Source organism: Micromonospora sp. NBRC 110009, from assembly GCF_030518795.1.
GTDB lineage: Bacteria > Actinomycetota > Actinomycetes > Mycobacteriales > Micromonosporaceae > Micromonospora.
The window spans coordinates 4673470-4692065 of record NZ_CP130427.1; the positions used below are offsets into that span (position 1 = coordinate 4673470).

Annotated in this window: 9 protein-coding genes; 2 read left to right on the plus strand and 7 right to left on the minus strand. The window is 70.2% G+C overall.

The genetic code is table 11. The features are described from left to right. Nucleotides 1-837 precede the first annotated feature (837 nt). The 5 genes from Q2K19_RS22240 to Q2K19_RS22260 all read right to left on the minus strand — a co-directional run bounded on the left by Q2K19_RS22240 (nt 838) and on the right by Q2K19_RS22260 (nt 11291). A complete protein-coding gene (locus Q2K19_RS22240; protein ID WP_302763417.1) occupies nt 838-3153 on the minus strand; it encodes an MBL fold metallo-hydrolase in 2316 nt (771 codons plus the stop codon). Beyond that, nucleotides 3150-9728 carry a hypothetical protein gene (locus Q2K19_RS22245; RefSeq protein WP_302763419.1) on the minus strand — a complete coding sequence of 2193 codons (6579 nt, stop codon included), beginning with the start codon at nt 9726-9728 and terminating at the stop codon, nt 3150-3152. The genes Q2K19_RS22240 and Q2K19_RS22245 overlap by 4 nt, the downstream gene beginning before the upstream one ends. A 350-nt stretch (nt 9729-10078) precedes the next feature. Beyond that, nucleotides 10079-10747, minus strand: a complete 669-nt coding sequence (locus Q2K19_RS22250; protein WP_302772705.1) for an IS3 family transposase — start codon at nt 10745-10747, stop codon at nt 10079-10081. After that, entirely contained in the window at nt 10714-10977 is a 264-nt protein-coding gene (locus Q2K19_RS22255; RefSeq protein WP_302763422.1) for a hypothetical protein, read from the minus strand. The genes Q2K19_RS22250 and Q2K19_RS22255 overlap by 34 nt, the downstream gene beginning before the upstream one ends. Continuing rightward, the gene (locus tag Q2K19_RS22260; protein WP_302763424.1) at nt 10974-11291 is read right to left on the minus strand and encodes a transposase; all 318 of its coding nucleotides are present in this window, start codon (nt 11289-11291) and stop codon (nt 10974-10976) included. Before Q2K19_RS22260 ends, Q2K19_RS22255 begins: the two co-directional genes overlap by 4 nt. A gap of 277 nt (nt 11292-11568) precedes the next feature. Here Q2K19_RS22260 and Q2K19_RS22265 point away from each other — a divergent pair, with 277 nt between their 5' ends. Together Q2K19_RS22265 and Q2K19_RS22270 are read left to right on the plus strand one after the other, a co-directional pair. Continuing rightward, nucleotides 11569-12462 carry an IS982 family transposase gene (locus Q2K19_RS22265; RefSeq protein WP_302763426.1) on the plus strand — a complete coding sequence of 298 codons (894 nt, stop codon included), beginning with the start codon at nt 11569-11571 and terminating at the stop codon, nt 12460-12462. Between the two features lie 603 nt (nt 12463-13065). Beyond that, on the plus strand, nt 13066-14094 hold the full coding sequence (locus Q2K19_RS22270) for a sigma-70 RNA polymerase sigma factor region 4 domain-containing protein (RefSeq protein WP_302763428.1): 1029 nt from the start codon (nt 13066-13068) through the stop codon (nt 14092-14094). A 782-nt stretch (nt 14095-14876) separates the two neighbouring features. Here Q2K19_RS22270 and Q2K19_RS22275 read toward each other — a convergent pair. Next, nucleotides 14877-15926, minus strand: coding sequence for a ComEC/Rec2 family competence protein (locus Q2K19_RS22275; RefSeq protein WP_302763431.1), 1050 nt, complete (start codon nt 15924-15926; stop codon nt 14877-14879). Nucleotides 15927-15929: 3 nt separating this feature from the next. After that, nucleotides 15930-18554 (minus strand): hypothetical protein, encoded by a 2625-nt coding sequence (locus Q2K19_RS22280; RefSeq protein WP_302763432.1) that lies wholly within the window; start codon nt 18552-18554, stop codon nt 15930-15932. Between the last annotated feature and the right edge of the window lie 42 nt (nt 18555-18596).

Genomic DNA, 18596 nt, shown 5'->3' on the forward strand with positions numbered 1-18596 from the left:
TGTCGTTGCCGCGGCCGCGTTTGCCGCGCTGGTCTGGTCGGTCGCCGCCGGCGCCCATCTGCTCCATTCGCGCGGCGCGCTCTCCGTCGTCGCGAGGCAAGGCGCTGCTCCGTGGTTCCGGGGGCACGTACAAGCCAGACCCGATCACGGCCGCGAGCGACGGCTCGCCGCAGTCCTCGCTGACCGTTCACATCTCGATCAACGAGCAGAAGACCGATCAGCCAGAGATTTCGGCCTTCGCTCTCACCGTCGAGATCTCCGGTAGTCCCGACCAACCGGTCCTTGCGGCGATCCGCCGCGGCGACGGCTCCGATTGGGAACCGGCCGAAGGCGTCGGCGGCTGGGTGTCGTTCACCTCCGGCTCCTACGCGCCGCGGTTCCAGGCACCGACGGTGCGGATGGCGGGCTCCACCATGACGGCCGTGATCAGCGGCTGGATCGGTTCAGAACCGCCGGCTCGACCAGATTCGGATCGAAGCGCCGTCGTCGTGCCCAGCAGTAGGGCAACGAGCGGTCACGCTCACCCTGAGCCGTTTTCGCATCGTCGGCGTACACACGATCGGCGGGGGAGAGGATTGCACCGCCGGCTTCTGGCCGAGCCAGGGGGAAAGCTCGGTTCGGTACGACGGGACGCAACCCGCCGTCGTGTCGCTCGAACCGGCGGCTTCCCCGTCTTCTCTCGACCGACCGTCCCGATCGCTGTTGATGTCTGCGAATCCGACCGTTGCCGACGTCCGCTCAGCGACACCTCAGGCGGATCACCTCGGCGTGCATTTGGCCGCCGGCTTGGATCTTGATGGCGCGGGCGAGCGTTCCTTTCCATGCCGCCGGTCATCGTCATCCCTGCCACGGCCGGTCCGCCAGCGTTGCTGGCTGTCGGCGTAGCCGCATACGTTCGAGAAACCGCCGCTGCGCATCCAACTCGCCGTGGACCAGCATTAAGTCCGTCGGCCGCACCCGGCTGGTGATCTCCACAAGGTCGTCGGCGCTGGCGTGCGCCCCGAGCTGGTAGCTGCCAATCGGCGCGTTGACCGTGACCGGTTCGAGTCGGCCGTGCGGGCCGGGCAGGTCGAAGGTGCCGCCACCGGCCGCGGCCAGGTCTGCCAGCCGCCCACCCGGACTGTCCGGATCCTGGTAGCCGACCAGCATCAGTCGGTGGCGCGGGTCGGGAAGGATCGCGCGCGCCCACGCGACCGACGGGCCGCCGTGCAGCATCCCGGACGTGGCGATCACGACGCCGGGCCGCAACCGGGTGAGCTGGGTGCGTGTTTGTCCGCGCGGCACGGGCCGGACCCGTCCGCCAAACACGGTGATCGGTTCGTCGTCCGGGCCGGTGCGGCCTGTGTAGATCTCGGACACGTCGCGGGCGAGTCCGTCGACGAGGACGTCGACCTCCGGCAGGTGCCTGGCCAGTAGCAGCGCGACCTCCTGCGCCCGGCCGAGCGCGAACGCCGGTACCAGCACCGTGCCACCTGCCGACACCGTCTGGGTCACGTCGGCCAGGAAGTCGCGGACCACCAGTTCGCGGGGGATGAGTTTCGGCGTGCCCGCGTAGGTGGTCTCCAGGACCAGCAGGTCGGCACCGCGGGCGGAGTCGGGTAGCGCGATGCCGCCGACGCTGAGCTGTCCGGGTCCGCTGACGTCGCCGCTGATGACCGCCCGCTGGTCGCCGGCGCGTACGACGACGCCGACGGCGCCCACGATGTGCCCGGCGGGGAACAGCCGCAGGCTCAACTGTCCGATGCGCTGCTCCACATCGATGTCGACGACCCGCAGCTGAGTGAGTGCCCGGCGCACGTCCTCGCCGGTGTACGGCGGCAGTGGTGCCTGGCCGCCTTCGTTGCAGATGTCCTGGGCTCGGCGGCTGAGGACCTTCGCCGAGTCGGCCCACATTGTCGCCAGCAGTGCGGAGGTCGCGTCGGTGACCAGGACGGGTACGTGCGGTTGGCGCGCCAGGACGGCCGGTACCCATCCGGCGTGGTCGTTGTGCGCGTGGGTGATGACGATCGCGTCGAGCGGGCCGGCCAGGGCCTCCTCGATGCGTCGGGGTGCGAGGCTGGTCGCGTCGGCGCCTCCGGGCCGGCTTCCGGCGTCGATGAGCAGCCGGGTGCCGCCGGCGGTAACCAGCACGCAGGAGCCGCCCACCTCAGTGCCGCCGCCGAGGACGTCAATGCTTAGGCTTCGTTCTGGCAGGACGCGTGCGGGGGTGCCGGGGTCTGCCAGGCCGCCGAGCAGTGCGGGAAGCCAGTGGGTTGCCTGTTCGGCGAGGTCGCCGGTCAGGCCGGCGCCGGTGGTGGCGGCACTGAGCCCGGCGAGGAGCCGGCGGGCCTCGGCCAAGGTGGCGGCGCGACGTGGATCGGGCAGCGGCCCGGCCTCGGCGGGGTGGACGTCGCGGCGGTGTTCGCGATCGGTCCGGTCGATCTTCTCCGCGTGGCGCAGCGCGTTGGCGAGGGCGCGGGCCAGATGCCGGGGGTCCTGTCCGTCGGCGCGCAGGGCCGCTAGCCGCTGATCGGCCACCTGCAACCGACGGGTCAGGGCCGAGACGTTGGCGTGCAGGTCCTCGACCTGTGCCCGCAGGTCTGCGCACTCGGCTTCGAAGGTGTCGGCCCGGGCACGGGTCCGGTGGAGTTGGTCGCGTAACTGGTCGCGTCGGGTGCGGTCGCGGTCGGCGGCGCGTTGTTCGGGTGGGGTGTCGGCGCGGCGGCGGGCCTGGCGTCGGCTGCGCCGTGCCTCGTCGAGATGTTGGCGCAGGATGCCGGCGGCGGTTTTGGCGTCGGCCAGGTCGTTCCCGCAGAGCGCGGCGGCCAGGATGGTGTCGGCCGTCGGGGTCAGGGCCAGGCCGGAGTCGGGGTCGGGTTGGGCGAGGACGTTGGCGGTGAGGTCGTGCAGCGCGACCGGTGTGTCGGCGGTGAGGTCGCCGAGGGCGACGCGGGCGGCGGCCCGGAGCGGGCTGCCGGCCGGTTGCACGAGCCAGTCGAGTAGCTGCCCGACCGCACCCGGGTTGGTTTGCAGCGCGGTGGTGTCCACGGCGTAGTCGGGCATCAGTGCCTCAATCTTCCGACACGCGGCGGTGAGGACGGTGAGGACCCGGGGGCCGAGCGGCCCGTCGCGGTGGCGGGTGTGATCGGCGGTGGTCGCCGTCCGGGCGGTCATGCCCGCCTCTGGAGGGGCGTACCGGTTGCATCGCCGGTGGTGTTGCGGCGGTGCGCGGTGGCGAGTGCGCGGGCCAGGACCGGTTCGGCTCGCAGGCCGCCCTCGACGTCGCCGGTCAGGCAGCCCAGTGCCTGCAACGCGATGACCGCGTCGACCAGGTTTGTGAACCCGGCGGAGGCGACCGCATCTCGGTTGAGACCGTCGTCGATGTCCAGCAGTTCGGCGAGCGAATCGAGGTCCTCCGCCTCGCCGGCGGTCAGTCCCGCGACCGCGGTGAACACCTCGGCGAGGGCGCCGCTGTGCAGGTCGGTGGCCTGGGCGAGGTCGACTGCGCCGTGGCCGGCCAGGTACCCGCCGACCTCGTCGAGCAGGCGCTGCGCGGTTTCCACCGGACGGTCGCTGCTCTGCAGCGTCTCCACCCGAGCGATGACCGACGGCCATCCGCCCGTCGCGTCACGCAGCGCGGCGAGGGTCTCGTCGTCGTGGAACGGCAGCCCCGCCTCCTCCATCCACAGGCGCAGTCCAGGCAGGTCGACCCGGCCCAGCTCGATACGGTCCGGCCAGGACACCCACTGGGCCGCGTTCGCCGGTCCCGCGATCACGGCGAGGCACACCTGGCGGTCGCGGCTCGCCGCGGCCTTCATCTCCGTCCGTGCGACGTCGAGCAGCTCCGCCAGTGCATCGGGGGACAGCCGCAACGCGTTGGCGATCAGTAGGGTAGGCCGTCCGGCCACGACGTTTCCGAGGTCGCGGTGGATCCCGTCGGGGGTCACGGTCGGCATCCGCCGCACAGCGTCGATGCGTCCGCGGGCCTTCTCGGCCGCCTCCTCCAGCGCCGTGGCGGCCTTGTCGACGCCGAGCGCGACGCTGCCGGTGACCACCCACACCCGATTGTTCGGGGTGAGGAGCTGGCCGAGTTGACGCTGGGTGAACGGGGAGCGCTGAGTACCGCTGGACAGCCTACTGCGGTAGGACGACGCGTCGGTCGGCGACGGCACGCTCATGTCGTTGGTGCGGGTGTAAAGCACGTCCAGGACGTGTTCCTCGGTGCCCAGCAGCCGCAACACGGTTGGTGTGCGGATTCGGTAGCGGTCGTTGTCCTCGGCGAGCACCGACAGGTCGACGCACTCGGTGACCAGTCCGCGGAAGACGTCGGTGTGCATGTCTGCGAAGCCGGCCGGCCATGCCTGCCGGCAGGATTCCAGCAGTTCTGTCAGGCTGAGGCTGGCGTCGATTCCGTGGTCGTAGGCGGCTTCGGCAAGCACGTAGGCGATCACCATGTACCGGTGGTCCAGGCGGATCGTCAGCTGGTATTTGTCGCGGAACGCGTCACGCAGGTCGGCGTCGGCGAAGACCGTTTCGATGTCGTCGGCCGTGATCAGTGACGGTGGTCCGTCGGGGTCGACGGGTCGGGCGGTCAGGTGTGCCATGAGGGCCCGGCCGAACAGTTGCAGCAGCGCGGGCATGTTGTTGGCCAGCGCCAGGACCCGGGCTGGGCCGGCGGTCGGATCGTCAAACCGGAAACCCATCGCGGCCAACGGTTCGGTGAGCAGGTCGTGTGCATGCTGCGGGCGCAGCGGGCCGATCGAAAGCGGCCGGCCCAGATGCGACAGCGGCTGGTTGGGCAGCGACTCGAACCGGGCGGTGCGGTGCAGGCCGGCGAAGACGAACTTCACCCGCCGTCCACTGTTGAGCATGATTCGACGGCACCAGTCGACCTGGGTGAACCGGTTGCCGACGGCGTCGGCGTCGAGGAACACGTCGGCCTCGTCCAGCAGGATCAGCAGCGCGTGGCGGGGGTCGGCGCGCGTCCACTCAAGCACATGGCTGTAGACCGCGTCCGCGGTGCCGGTACCGGTGGGAATGCTCGGCGGGACGATGCCGCGGCGGGCCAGTAGCGGCCACAGCACCGCCCACAGGCGCCCGGCGTCGCGCTGCGTCTCCTCGCTGCCGACAGTGAAGATGGACTCCAGTACGGCGACTCGGCCCTCGCCCATCTTCTCGAACTCCGCGGCGGCGGCGCGCAGCAGCGCGGACTTGCCCAACTGCCGACCGCCGTATAGAACACTGGGCCCGGTGAGGTCGAGCACGGCCTGCATCTCCGTGGCGCGGCCGTAGAACATCTCTGGCGCGGTGTCGCCCGGAGTGTCACGGAACGGGCTGACCGCGGTCAACGGCAGGCTGATCGCGCCGAAGGTGGCCCGCCGTGGTTCGCTCTGGCAGGCCAGGTAGCCCAGGGCCGCAGCGTCAAGGAACAGCACCGGCGGGGTGGGTCGTCCGCGCGCGGCGTCGGCGATGGCGCGCCGCTGGGGGCCGGTCAGCGGCCGGCCGGTCCACACTGCCAGCACCGTGGTGTCGCCACCGTGCTGGGCGGTGGCCCATTCCAGCACGGTCGCGGGGCTGGGGGCGTTGGTGACGACGAGCACCTGCAGTGTGCCGCCGTCGGGACTCATCGCCGAGCCGAGCAGGGGAACGAGTGCCTCACCCAGCCCGCTGACGCCTGTGAGGGTGACCCAACGGCGGCCGGCGGCCCCACGCACCTCGGGGGCGACGGTGGCGTCGGAGAATTCGAGGCCGGCCTCGGCGAGGACCTGGCGCAGGGCGCCGCGGATCTCGACCGGCTTGTCGCGCCGCCGGGGGGCGAGCGCGGCGAAGCTGTTGAGCGCGCGAACCCCGGCGGCCCGGCGTTCCTGGCTGAGTGTGGTCAGGTCGGTGTGGGCGTACCCGGCCAGCTTCCGCACCGCCGGACTCGCCGCCGCGTGACCCGCCAGCGCGTCGCGCAGTTGATCGCCGAGGTCCGCGACGGCCGCGTACAGGTCGGGCACGGCGGGGAAGAACTGCCCCAGGTGGTCGGTCCGGTTGGCCGTCCTTGGCAGGGTTCCCTGCTCCAGGTACTCCTCGGCGCTGGCGATCTGCCCGACGCGGGCGAAGCCGATCAGCTCGTCGGCGATCTCCGCGACGGCGGGATCGTCCGCGGCCCGCCGGGTGATTCGGGCAACCGTATGGTCGACCTTCTTCTGCAGCTGCATCTTGAGGTCCCCGCCGATCGCGGTTGCCTCGTCACGGATGCGGCCGAAGTCCGTGCGGCCGGGGCGGTGGAGGTCCTGCGCGCGGCTGGACAGCGCACTGTAGGGGCCGTCGTCCAGCCCGCCGGTCATGCGTTGCGCGTCGATGGCGCGGATCAGCGCGTTGACCTCGCCGGCGACGGCGATAGCGGTCTCTCCCACGCCGGTGTTGCGCAGCCTTTCCAGCGCGATGGCGGTGCGCGGGTCGGTGGCCCGTACGCCGGTGATCAGCACGGCGGTGAGGTCGTGGTCGCCGCGCCCATCGCGGTAGGCGTAGACCGTCTGCGGGTCAGCCGGCGGTGCACCTGCCACTCGCAGCAACGCGGTCAGGCAGTCGGGGGTCAGCCCCTGGTCGGGCAGGAGGGTTCCCGGCCGCAGCGCGAGGTCGGTGGCGAGCAGTTCGTGATGCGCCACATACATGGGCGGCGCCTCCTCACCAGCGGCCGCCCGACCGTTGCTGATCGCGAACGTGTCGGCCAGCAGGCTTCTGGCAGCGGTGCGGGCCGCAAACAGTTCGTCGCGTCGGGCGTCGGGCACGTCGCCGTAGAGGACTGCGAGGTCGGTCAGTGCCTGCTCACGCACGCGGGCGAGTCGGCCGCGCATCTTGCGCAGCATCGGGGTCTGCCAGGCGTCGTTGCGCGCATCCATGGCGGCCTGCTCGGCCCGCTCGGCCGCCTCGGTCCAGCGGCTGGCCAGGTCGATGACGTCGTTGTAGCGGGTGGTGAGGTTGTCCCGCGCACCGGCGACGATCTTTTTCTCCCGCTGATGTCCTTTGCGTACGTCGGCGCGCGTTTCCTCGATGTGCCGCTCGGCGTTGCCGCGCAACTTGACGATGCGGTCGCGGACCGCGCCCAACTGGGCGGCGTCGTTTGCGGCCACCATGGTGAGCAGTTCACCGAGCGGACCGGTGGGGTTCATCCAAGACTGGTAGACGGCGTTGGCCGGCACGTACTTCAACGGCCGGTTGGCGGCGCCGCCGAGCAGATCGGCGGCCTGGCTCGCGACGGCCTCGGCCTGTGCCTCGTGGGCGGCCAGGGAGCCGACGGCGTCGGCGGTCTCGGGCAGCACGACGACCCCGGCGCGGCTGGCCTCGATCAGGGCGGCGCCCACCTCGGTGAGTGCATCGCTGCCGGTGACGACGGGGGCGAGGTCGGACAGCACGGTGGCGGGACCGGCGGACGGGGACAGCAGGCACAGGCGGGCGGCGGCGGCCCACGCGAGCAGCTGACCGCTCCGGTCATCGGCCAGGCTGTCGCGGGTGAGGGTGGTCGCGACGGCGCTGAAGGCGCTGGCCAGGGCGCCGGTGGGGTAGCGCAGGGCCGTCGCGTAGGCCACCCCGCGGCGGGCGGCGACGCTGGCCTCCGCGGCCCCGGCGGCCTCCAGCAGGTCGGCGGCGAGCCCGAACCGGCCGGCGGCCAGCAGCGCCGCCTGCGCTTCCCGGGCCTCGAGCACGGCGCCGCGTTCGTCCGCGCTACGTTTGTCCGCACCAGGCTCGTGAGTGTGCTCGTGCGTGGCGGCGGTGTTCTGCCGGTCGGTCGGCACGGTGGTGGCATGGGGCCCGACCTGGCGGCCGGGGTCGGTGACGGCGGCCGTACGGCGGTCGGTCACGGAGCCGCTCGGTGCGGCCTGGCCGGCTGGCGCCCCGGTGGCTGTGGCGGCGGGTCGCTGCGCAGGGCCAGCCTCGGGGACGCGCTCGGCGGGCGGCTGCTCCGGCCGCCGGCGCGCGAGTGCGGAGAGGCTGTCGCGGGCACCGGCGAGCAGCGACGCGAGGGCGGCCTCCTCGTCCGCGCCGGTCGCCATTGGCGGAGCGGCGGGCTCGCTGGCTGGTCCGGTCTCCGCACCGAGGTCCCGGGCGGCGGTCCGGGTCGGGATCAAGTGCCCGTCGTGCACGTCCGCCGGCCTGGTGTCCGGCGATTCGGTGGCGGTCACACTGGTGACCTGTGCCGTTGTGGCGGTGACCTCCTTGGCCGTGCCGGCCTTCGGCAAAGGCTGCGGCGCCGCACCGGCCACGTCGGGTGTGTCGGGTCTGTCCGACCCATCCAAGTCGGTGGTGTCACAGAGCGGAAGCTCCATCTGTGGTGATTCGGGCAGCGTCACGCTGCCCAGCAGGATGGGTACCAACAACGGCGCCACCGACGGCAGCCGGTCGCGCACCAACTGATCGGCGGCGACGAGAACTGCCTCGTCAACCGGGTACCCGACCCGGCGGTCACGCGCCCCCGTGATGAGCGTGTGCAACGCGCGCAACGCCTCGACATCGACGTCGTCACCGGCTCCAGCGCCGGCCGGGGGTGGATCGAGTGCACGGCGGGCCAGCTCTCGGGCCGCCTCGGCGGCCGCCTCGACGGCGGGCGGCGCCTGCAGCTCGGTGAGATCCATCAGTTCGGGCCTCGGCAGGGCGTGGTCGCGTAGGTCCTCCGCGGCAGCGGCCAGCTCGTCACGGACCGCGTCGACGTCCTGATCGAGCAGATCGCCACAGCGATCGGCCGCGAGCCGCACCAGCGGCCCGAACCCGGCGAGCGCCGCCAAGTGTTCGTCGTCGGGCAGCGTACCGAGCCGCAGCGCGTCGACGACGGCCTCGGCGTGCTCGACCATGTCGTCCCAGACCTCGGTGATGCGGGCGACCACGTCGGCGATCTCGCCAACGTCGGCGTCGTGCCCGGGGCTGAGCTGCAGAGCCAGCGCGCGCAGCCCGTCGTCGGCGTCGGTGCCGGAGTCGCTGGTCGGATCGCCTCCGGTGTCCGGCTCCAGGCCGAAGCCGTGGGCGACCTGGTGCCACTCCTGGGAGTCGTCCATGGCGACCTCCTCCTCGGGTCCCTCCGGGTCGCTCGCCCAATCCTGAGCCGCTCGCAGCAGGTCCGTCAGGTCGCGCGCGGGGACCGGCGGCAGCTGCGGGAAACGCCCGGCCAGCTGTTCGTGAGCCTGGGCGCAGTCCGGATCGTCGACGGCGAGCAGCACCAGCGCGACGGCGGAGGCGGCCGCGTTGTGCGCGATCGCGGAGGCCAGTGCGGCGGTGCGCAGCGGCGCTGCCATGCCCGTCACGGTGGCCAGGGTGCCGACGAGGTGCGGATGGGCGTCGAGGGCCTGCGCCGCCCGGTGCGGGTCATTGCCGATCAGGTCGGTCCACTGCGTCGCATTCAGCGGCAGATCCAGGAGCTTGAGCGCCGGCTGGGTCAACATGCTCAGCAGCTGCGAGTCGGCCGGGCTCCGGTCGTTGCGGATGCGTGCCAGCACCATGCCTGCCATGCCGCGGTTGATGCTGGAGGCCTGCTGCAGGCCGATCTCGCGCAGCATGAGCTGGCGGAACCCCGATGGGATGCGCTGCATGAGGTGGTACACGTTGTCGGCGGTGACCAGCTCGGCGGCCGCGGCGACGAGAGCGTCGAGGTCGACCAGGTTGCGGATCGCCGTACCGTCGGGCCAGCCGTCCGGGCACTGGATCGCGGGCGGGTGGATATGGTGGCGAGCGGAGCGGGGTGGGCGGGCGGGTATGTAGCGGCGACGGGTCATCGACAAACCTCTACGGACGGCAAGGCTGGATGGGGAGGGGACGGGCGGTGGGGGCCTTGGGCTGGCAGTAGCGACAGCCGGGGCGGCGACGGGTTTTATGAGGCTATCGAATCGGTGACCTCGGCGCATCGGCCGGCTGCGGGACCTGCTCGCCTCCATCTACCCCGGTCTGGAACGCGTCATCGATGCCACCAACGAGCCCGATCTGACACTGCTGACCCACTGCGTCACGCCGGCCGAGATCCGCAAAGCCGGCCGCCGGCGCATCGATCACCTGCGCAGCGTGGGCAGGCTGCACGACAACAGCATCCACACCTTCGGGGCTTGCCCCCTGATCTTGGACACGGGGGTTATGCGGCCGGGGCCAGCGTAGCCGGTGCCGGCTGGGTGGTCCTTTCGTAGGTGGTCGGTGATTGCTGTCCGAGCCGGGAGTGGCGTCGGACGGTGTTGTAGCGGTGCAGCCAGCGGAATGCGGCGAGTCGGGCTTGGCGTTCGTCGGTGAAGGCGCGGCGGCCTTGGAGGGTCTCGCGTTTGAAGGTGGCGTTGAACGATTCCGCGGCCGCGTTGTCGGCGGAGCTTCCGACCGCGCTCATCGACTGCCGGACTCCCGCCGTGGTGCAGGCCTCGGCGAAGGCCCGGGAGGTGTATTGGCAGCCGCGGTCGGAGTGGAAGATCAGCCCCGAGGCGGGTCGGCGGCGGCGGATGGCGTCGGTGAGGGCGGCGTTGACCAGGTCGGTGCGCAGATGATCGGCCACGGCCCAGCCGACGACCCGCCGGGAGGCCAGGTCGATGACCGTTGCCAGATACAGCCAACCCTCCCACGTGTTGATGTAGGTGATGTCCCCGCACCAGCGGGTGTCCGTGGCTGCCGCGTCCGTGCCGAAGTCACGGCCGACCAGGTCAGGACGCGCTGCGGCGGACGGGTCCGGCACGGTGGTGGTGCGCCACTGGCGCGGGCACCTCCCGGCGATCCCGGTAGTGCGCATCAACCGGGCGACGCGTTTACGGCCGTGCCGCAGCCCGGCCGCGGCGAGTTCGACGTGTACCCGCGGCGCCCCGAGGTGCCCTTCGACATCGCGTGCACCGCGGTGATCTTCTCGGTCAGCGCCTGGTCGACGCGATCCCGCTCGGACCGCTCACCGCGCAAGTGCTGGTAGTAGGCGGACCGGGAGACCTGCATCAGCTCACACGCACGCTTCACGCTGCGCCGGCAGGCCTGCTCCGCCTCGATGAACGGATACACGTTCACCGGGTCTCCCTCACGAAGAAAGCCCGCTTCAAAATCTCCACGTCCTCGCGCAGCCTGCGGTTCTCCCTGCGCAGCTGCGCCAGCTCCGCCCGCTCGTCGCTGGTCAGCCCGTCGCTGCGTGTTCCAATGTCGAGTTCGGCCTGCTTCACCCAATCCCGCACCGCGGTCTCAGTCAGGTCGAAGTCCTTCGCGACCTGCCCGATCGTGCGGTCCCCACGCTGGCACAACTCCACGATCTCGGCCTTGAACTGCGCCGTGAACGACCGGCGCGGCCGAGGCCGCTTCTTACCCATGCTCTCCATGATGCTGGACATCCTCCCGGGACCTCCCGGCCCCTGATCTCGGATGTCCGTCAAAGCGGGTCAGGCCCAGAGGAGTCAAAGCGGCATTAGCGTGGACACGAAGGCCTCCTGGTTGGCGGAGCGGTTTCTGGACAGCTCCACTCCACAACCGGAGGCCTTCGTCATCACGTCTATCTACGTCGTGTCATCACACGTCCTCAACCAACGTCCCTGGGCAGTACAGCTAGACGAGTAATTCCTAAGTCGGTCCGGGGCTGCGAACGCAGCGAAGGGTGTTGATGATCCGTTTGTGACGACAGACATCAACACCCTTCTCACCGCACTGTACGTGAAGATCGACGACTGGCTGGGGCGGCCCCGCAGGTCCGGTCGGCCACCGAAGCTGTCAGATGCCGAGCTGCTGACCCTCGCGGTGGCCCAGGTGCTGCTCGGGATCCGCTCCGAGGCCCGCTGGCTGCGGTTCGTCCCCGCGCATCTGCCCGGAGCGTTTCCCTATCTGCCGGGCCAGTCCGGCTACAACAAGCGCCTACGCGCCGCCGTGCCGCTACTGAAGAGGGCGATCCGGGCGGTGGCCGCGGACACCGACCTGTGGACCGACTCGACCTGGGTGGTCGACTCCACCCCGGTCGAGTGCGGCCGGTCCCGGCCCACCGCGCGCCGCTCACGGTTAGCGGGCTGGGCCAGCTACGGCTACTGCCCATCGCACTCGCGCTGGTTCTGGGGCCTGCGGCTACACCTGATCTGCACCCCGGCCGGCCTACCCGTCACCTGGGCTCTGGCCAACCCCAAGATCGACGAACGGCAAGTGTTGACCGCGGTCCTCGAACACGACCCGGACCTTTTGGCCGAACGCCCAGGCCTGCTGATCATCGCGGACAAGGGCTATGTGTCCGCCGAGCTGGACCGCTGGCTGGCCGAACGCGGAGTGCGGCTGCTACGACCCTCCTACCGCAACCGCACCCCACGCCCCGACGAACACCTCCTCAAACCGATCCGGCAACTCATCGAATCGGTCAACGACACGCTCAAGGGCCAACTCGACCTCGAGCTACACGGCGGCCGCAGCATCGAAGGCGTCGCCGCCCGCGTCGCACAACGACTCCTGGCCATGACCGCCGCCATCTGGCACAACCGCACCACCGGACAACCCCTGACCAGGTCCCTGATCGCCTACGACCACTGACCAGGATTAGGACTTACTCGTCTAGCGCTTGTCCGCCCGGCGCCCCTTGAACGCAGACGCGTTCCGGCTCTGGTCGTCGTCTGGCGCTTGGTCGCGCTCCGACCTTCCGATTTGTATGTGGACACTGGCCGAGCAACGGACGGTGACCCAGCGTAGCGGAGAGGCGAGAACTCGGCCCGTCCTTGCGACAACCGCCCGGACGGCGCGGCCCGCCGGCGGGAACAAGGGGAACAGGATGTGCCCGATCATGACAGCGAACGCGGCGTTGAAGACGACCGTGATGGTCTCACGCCAGGACGTAAGAGTGGGAGCCATTGTGGCCAGATGCGCTACAAAGGCAACGCTCGCGCTGCTACATACCGCCGGACTAAGAGGCGTTCTTGTCACGGAAGTCCCGTTCGGGTCCGTACCCATGCGACATCGCCCTCCTCAAACGCCTTGATCCGCTGTGCCTCTGCCAGGTTCGTTGGACTTGATTTCCGGGAACCTATGTACGAATGTGGCAGCTCTGGGCCGTCCGCACAGGGGGCACCACGGACGCAGAGCAGGGGCAATGACAGTGCACGACCTATGCCAGACCCATCGGGCTGTCATGCTGTGATCGTGGAGTTCGATGTCATCGAGACGCTGATCGAGTTGCGTCGCAGCTACGGCCTGACGCCCGGACACATCCGTGAGGTGGGGCAACCCCTCATGGACGCTCTGGGTACTAGCGATGCAGACCTTGCGCACAAGATCGTCGCTGACGCCATCGAGCATATGGGGCGGACACGGCACGCGCTCGTCCTCAGGGCGTCCTATGGACTGGACTCGGACGACGCGGTGACATCGCTGGCAACCCGGCAGAGTCAAGTGGCGAGGTCGCTCGGCATCTCAGTCGACACCGTTAAGCGCGACGAGCGCCGGGCCATCAACGAGCTCCAGCAGCTACTCTTCCCCGCCGGTGCGAGGATGCTCCCCGCTGCACGCTCTGACGACCGAGCACGCCAATATATGAACGCGCTCGAGTATATCGATCTTGACGCCCATTCCGGCCAAGCCCAGTTTTCAATCGCCGCCAGCAACCACTACCACAACCAAGGCGCCCATATTCCAAACACGCCTGCCGATGACGAGTGGCGTGACGACCACTTCCTGACGGTCACGTCCGAGGTGCGGAAACATGTGACCACGCTGCTTGCCTGCCTCGCTGGCTGGCCACTCGAGTCGCTGATGTTGGTACGGCCGGACGTGCGGTCCGTATTCGGTCAACGCCACGTCACTCAGCGGATCGATTCGGCTCAGGATATCGCGCAGCCCGGCTGGCACTCGATCTCCGCGCTGCTACACCTGCGGCGCTGGCAGATGTTCCGCGATGTCGATGAGGGCTTCGTCGATCTCTATGTAACCCCGTCCGCGGCTCAGCCGTGGGATGCGTACACGCCGGAGGTGTACGACGACGCGATTGCCAGCCGGCTAGTCGGAATGCGTGATCAGATCCTGAGACCGGTCACTAGGATCGTCCAAGAGGTCCTCAAGGAACCGACGGCCAGGCTGGCGTACAGCGGCAGCGTCCAGTGGGAAGAGGAAGGCACTCCCGTGACATGCGGCGACAGCTACCGCTTCCGACTGGTGATCATCGACAACACCTGATCAGCAACCCGTGAGGCAACATCCGCACAAGTCGCGAGTGGCGCGGTGAAGATCGGCATCGAATGAACCAACCAGCAGGCCACGGCACAGGTGTCCTGCTCCGCTGACAGCGTGATCACCGTCAAGCATCCCAATGCGACGCGGGTATCAGGCGCATCGTGAAGGACAGATTCGCCCGGGCGCCGGGCAGCATGGCCTGCGCGGGCTCTACCGCCGCGCCGTCTTAACGGCCTCGCCGTCAAGGTCATCCTCGACACTTCGGCGATCGTCGCGTTCAGCCGCGCAGTGGTGGACGTGGGCGAGCTAATCGCCGAGGTCGCCGACGAAGAGAACCTCTGTTTGGCCTACCGGTCATGTGCCTCGTCGGGGCGTCCTGGGCTGTTGCCGACCGGCGGGGAGAGGAATGCTTGATCCGTCCTGCCTTTGCCGGTAATTGGACATTGGATCATGGCGAGGCAAATCTCTTACTAACTCGTCGATGGGACCGGGACGAAGGCACCTGGCCTGGGGTACGAGCCAGTGCGCCGGGTTGCATTGGGCGGTGTCGAGGCCGGAGCCGGCGACCGGGTCGCCGGCTCCGGCCTCCGTGCTCCCTACCGGATCCATGATCCGAACTATTCGGCGGGGCGTGGGCGTGGGCGTGGGCAAAGCAACAGTGCCACAGGGCGGGTGGCCGGCTTCGAGCGCCATCTGCGCGCGCTGTTGCGGGAAGCCGCTGGACGACGGCCGATTCACCGAGCCGGATCCCGGCCACCGAGATAATGATTTGGCAACCCCGTGGATCAAATCTCCACGCGCAGGTGACCCGGCCGGCCTGCATACACCATCTCGTACCTGAACAGGCGGCTCAGCCGCGGCGACTCCCACGGTTGGGTGTACATCGTGCGGTAGTTGAATTCCAGTCGGCGTGGTGACCGGCCAGCGACGGTGCGGGCGACGGCCACCCGGTCGGGATGCTTATAGATCGCGCCGTTGGTGGAGAACAGGAAACGGTCGCACTCGGTTAACTCGAACAATTCGGCGCTGACGTTGTAGCGCGAGCCGTGGTGCGGCATCTTCAGCGCGTTCACCTTGACGGCTGGCACGCCACGCTTCTTGGCGAGCTGGCGCAGCCCGGCGGTCAGCACGCTGTCGTTCGCATCGCCGGTGAGAAGCAGGCTCCGGCCCTCGTACTCGGCCAGGAAGGCGATGCTCGCGCCGTTCGCCTCCGACTTGTCGTCCTCGAAAGGGGTCGATGCGAGTGCCGCCGGGTCCAGCGCCGCGTCGCCCAACCGGTCCGTCGGCGCGGTCCGCGCCTCCTCGGCCGCCTTGCCGGGCACCAGACCGGCCTTCTCGACCTCCTTCTTCCAGACCGGCCGCAGGTCGGCGAGCGCCGCCCGGGTGGGGGAGAGCAGCGTGAGGGTCAGCCCGCCGGGCAACGTGATTTCCGGCAGCGGCCCGCCGTCCGGGACCATGACGGCCTTGCCGCCGAACGCGGCGTTCCACGGCAATCGGCGGCGCGCGATCAGCTCGCCGAGCCGCTCGCCCTGCTTCGCGCCCAACTTGTCGGTGGGCAGGTGTTCCCAGCCGTTGAACCAGACGTCGCCGATCTGCGGTGGCAGTTCGCGGCGCTCCAGCAGGCTCAGGATGCCGGTGATGTGGTCGGCGTCGATGTGGGTGATCACGAGCAAATCGAGCGCCTCGGCGTCGCCCAGCACGGCCGAGATAGCCTCGCGGGTCGTAGTGCTACGCGGGCCGCCGTCGATGAGCACGCGATGCGGGTCGTCCGGTGTGCCGTACTCCAGCACGAGCGCGTCGCCGTGCAGAGCGGGGAGCAGATGGAGCGTCAACATCTCTCATGCCTCCGCGGAGATCAGCCAGTCCGCGTCGCCGAACGCGGCCAGCGCCAGCACGGTGAGGTTGCCCTCGGCGAGGAGCCGGCGGCGTAGCTGCAGCATGACCTCGCCGAGTCCATGCGGCTCCCGTCGGCACGCGCCGTAGAGCTCCTCGATCAGGGAGGCGGCGACCGGGGCCGCGTGCCGGCCGAGGACCTCGGTCAGCGTGGCGATGACGACCTCCGCCCCGGCGCCGCGCAGGATGCCGGGAAACTCCTCGTAGCTGATCTCCCCGGCGCATGCGGTGGCGCAGCCCAGCAGAGCGACGATCACTGGTCGGTCGTCGGGCGGCAGGAAGCCGCGGTCGATCTGAGGCGGCCAGATCCGGGCGTCGGCGCCGATCTCCAGGCCGTATCCGTCGTAGACCGCCGAGTGCACGGTGTGCGGCAGCACCATCAGGACGGCCGGCCGGCTCTCCTTGACGGCCTTCGCCCAGTCGTCCCAGATCTCGACCCGGCGGGTGGCGGAGAACCGTCCCAGTGCGGTCGCGAGCATCTTGACCGAGCCGGCCGCGAATCCGTCAACCCGGTCGCTCGTGGCGAAGACGATCGGGCCGAGCGTGATCCGGTTCCGATCCCGCGATGGGCAGCCGCGCAGCTGAAATCCGTCCGCCGTGCGGGCGCCGGGTCGGAACGCCTGGCGCTCGATCACCTTGGACAGGCCCCAGAAGCCGAACGGGCAGACGACGTCAGCGGTGTGCGGCCCGGGACAGATCCCGCCCGGCTGCTCGGCGCCGAGCGTGGCGATCGCCTCGGGGCACAGCGACGCGGACTCCTTCGGCTGCGGGAAGTCGTAGACCAGTTCCAGCGGCAGAAAGGCATCGGCCTCGGCGGACACCACCTGCACGTACTCGGTGGTGTGCAGAGCCTCGGTGAAGCCGGCGGCGTCCCGTTCGATCGCCATCCGGAGCAGAGATCCGCGGTACGCGAGGAAGATCAGCAGCTCGACGGCCGCGGGAGCGGTCAGTCCCGCGGTCTGCTCATCACCGGCGACGACCTCGGACAGCCGCGCTTGAATCCGCTTCATGGCGTCGTTGACGGCGTTGTCGGTGAACCGGATCGTGGCCGCCGCGGGGCCGGCCACGGCGGTCATCTGGGTGTTGCCGTCGGCGCCCGGCCCGACGAACAGCGTCGCGTCGAACGAGCGCCGTTCCGCGACCTCCGCCGTGGGGGGTGCAACCGTGATCTCGGGCTTGGCGGCCGGTGCCGTCTCTGGCCGGGCGACGCCGACCGAGGCGGGCAGCCGGGCGGTCTGCAGGAGCCGGTTGCCGCACAACACGATCAGCCGCGCGTCGACCGCGGTGGTGTCCGGCCGCGTGGTCAGCTCGAACGAAATGGTGGCGCTGTCGCCGATCAGGGGTAGCTGGAGGTCGGCGACCAGGGGCGCGGGCAGCAGGTCCGGCTCGGTCAGGAGGACTACGAGCGGGCGGGAGCCAGTCGCGTGTGGATCTTCCGGGAACGCGGTCCGGGCATGGAACCAGTCGGTGGCGTCCACGCCGATCCGGACGTCGATCCGGTGCCGGGTGCCAGCCAGCCACTCGGCGAGCGGCGGCTCGGGCCGGTCGGCCTCGACGATCCGGGCCTGCAGCGCCCGGGTGCCCGCAGCGGCGCGGATCAGCGGCGCCGCGACCCGCTCGAGGTGGAGGAGCTCGGTGGCCTCGCCGCCCTCGCTCTCGAACGCCCCCCGGGTGGCCACGTCCTCGAACTGGTTGGCCAGCGCGATCGGATTGACCTCGCTGGCCAGCGACGGCCCGGAGTCGCGTAGCAGTTGAGCGGTGAGCAGAGCCCGGCGGGCGATCGAGTGGCGCCCGACCGCGTCGTGACCGGCAAGGATGATTCCACCGAACGCCTCCTCGAACGGTACGTTGTGCGACAGCTCGCGGATGAGCTCGACGAGGGTTTCGGCCGTCGCGCGCGACGGCCCGACGCCGATCGACCACGCGCCGGTGCGGTCGGCCAGTGCGGCGAGCGCGTCCCGGGTCCACGGCTCGTCGGCGCGCTGAACGACGACCGTCCCGCACCGGATCTCGCGGATCTTCGCGATTGCCGCGGTCGTGTCCGAGGCGGGCCCGGGCAGCACGAGGATGTCGCAGGCGATCCGTTCACGTCCGATGACGACTGGCTCGATAAGCTCGCGGCGCCACGCCGACTCGCCGATCTCCTGTCGCAGACCGGCGAGGAGCGCACGGCCGGGTCCATCATCGAGCAGTCCGATGCGGATGGGCAGGCGCCACGACTCAGCCGTCCGGGCCGTGTCGAGCGGGATGTAGACGTCAGCGACGACGGCCAGGGTCTCCAACGTCCAGACCGTCTCCGGATCCGCCGGATCGAGGGGGACCGAGAGCACCGGCTTCGGCCACATCGTTCCTTCACGCCACGCCGTCTCCCACGCCGGCGCGCTCGGGATCCGGTCCGGGTCCGGACTGCGCCACGGGTAATGGGCCGGGCCATCGGCCGTGACGCGAGTGCGGAAGGACTGCAGTGTCGGTTCGCCGGCCGCCATGGCGACGCCGGCAGCCGCGAGCGCTTTCGCGAATTCGTAGTCGTCGAGCGACGCCCCCCAGTCGCCGTATCTGGCGCGACTCATGGTCACAGCACATCATGGGCGGCCGTGGGGGGTGCCGTCGTG

What these genes read in the sequence shown, in the direction of transcription:
- Q2K19_RS22245 (WP_302763419.1), bottom strand. Translation starts at nt 9,728, where the DNA reads ATGACCCGTCGCCGCTACATACCCGCCCGCCCACCCCGCTCCGCTCGC.
- Q2K19_RS22240 (WP_302763417.1), bottom strand. Translation starts at nt 3,153, where the DNA reads ATGACCGCCCGGACGGCGACCACCGCCGATCACACCCGCCACCGCGAC.
- Q2K19_RS22260 (WP_302763424.1), bottom strand. Translation starts at nt 11,291, where the DNA reads ATGTCCAGCATCATGGAGAGCATGGGTAAGAAGCGGCCTCGGCCGCGC.
- Q2K19_RS22280 (WP_302763432.1), bottom strand. Translation starts at nt 18,554, where the DNA reads ATGAGTCGCGCCAGATACGGCGACTGGGGGGCGTCGCTCGACGACTAC.
- Q2K19_RS22275 (WP_302763431.1), bottom strand. Translation starts at nt 15,926, where the DNA reads ATGTTGACGCTCCATCTGCTCCCCGCTCTGCACGGCGACGCGCTCGTG.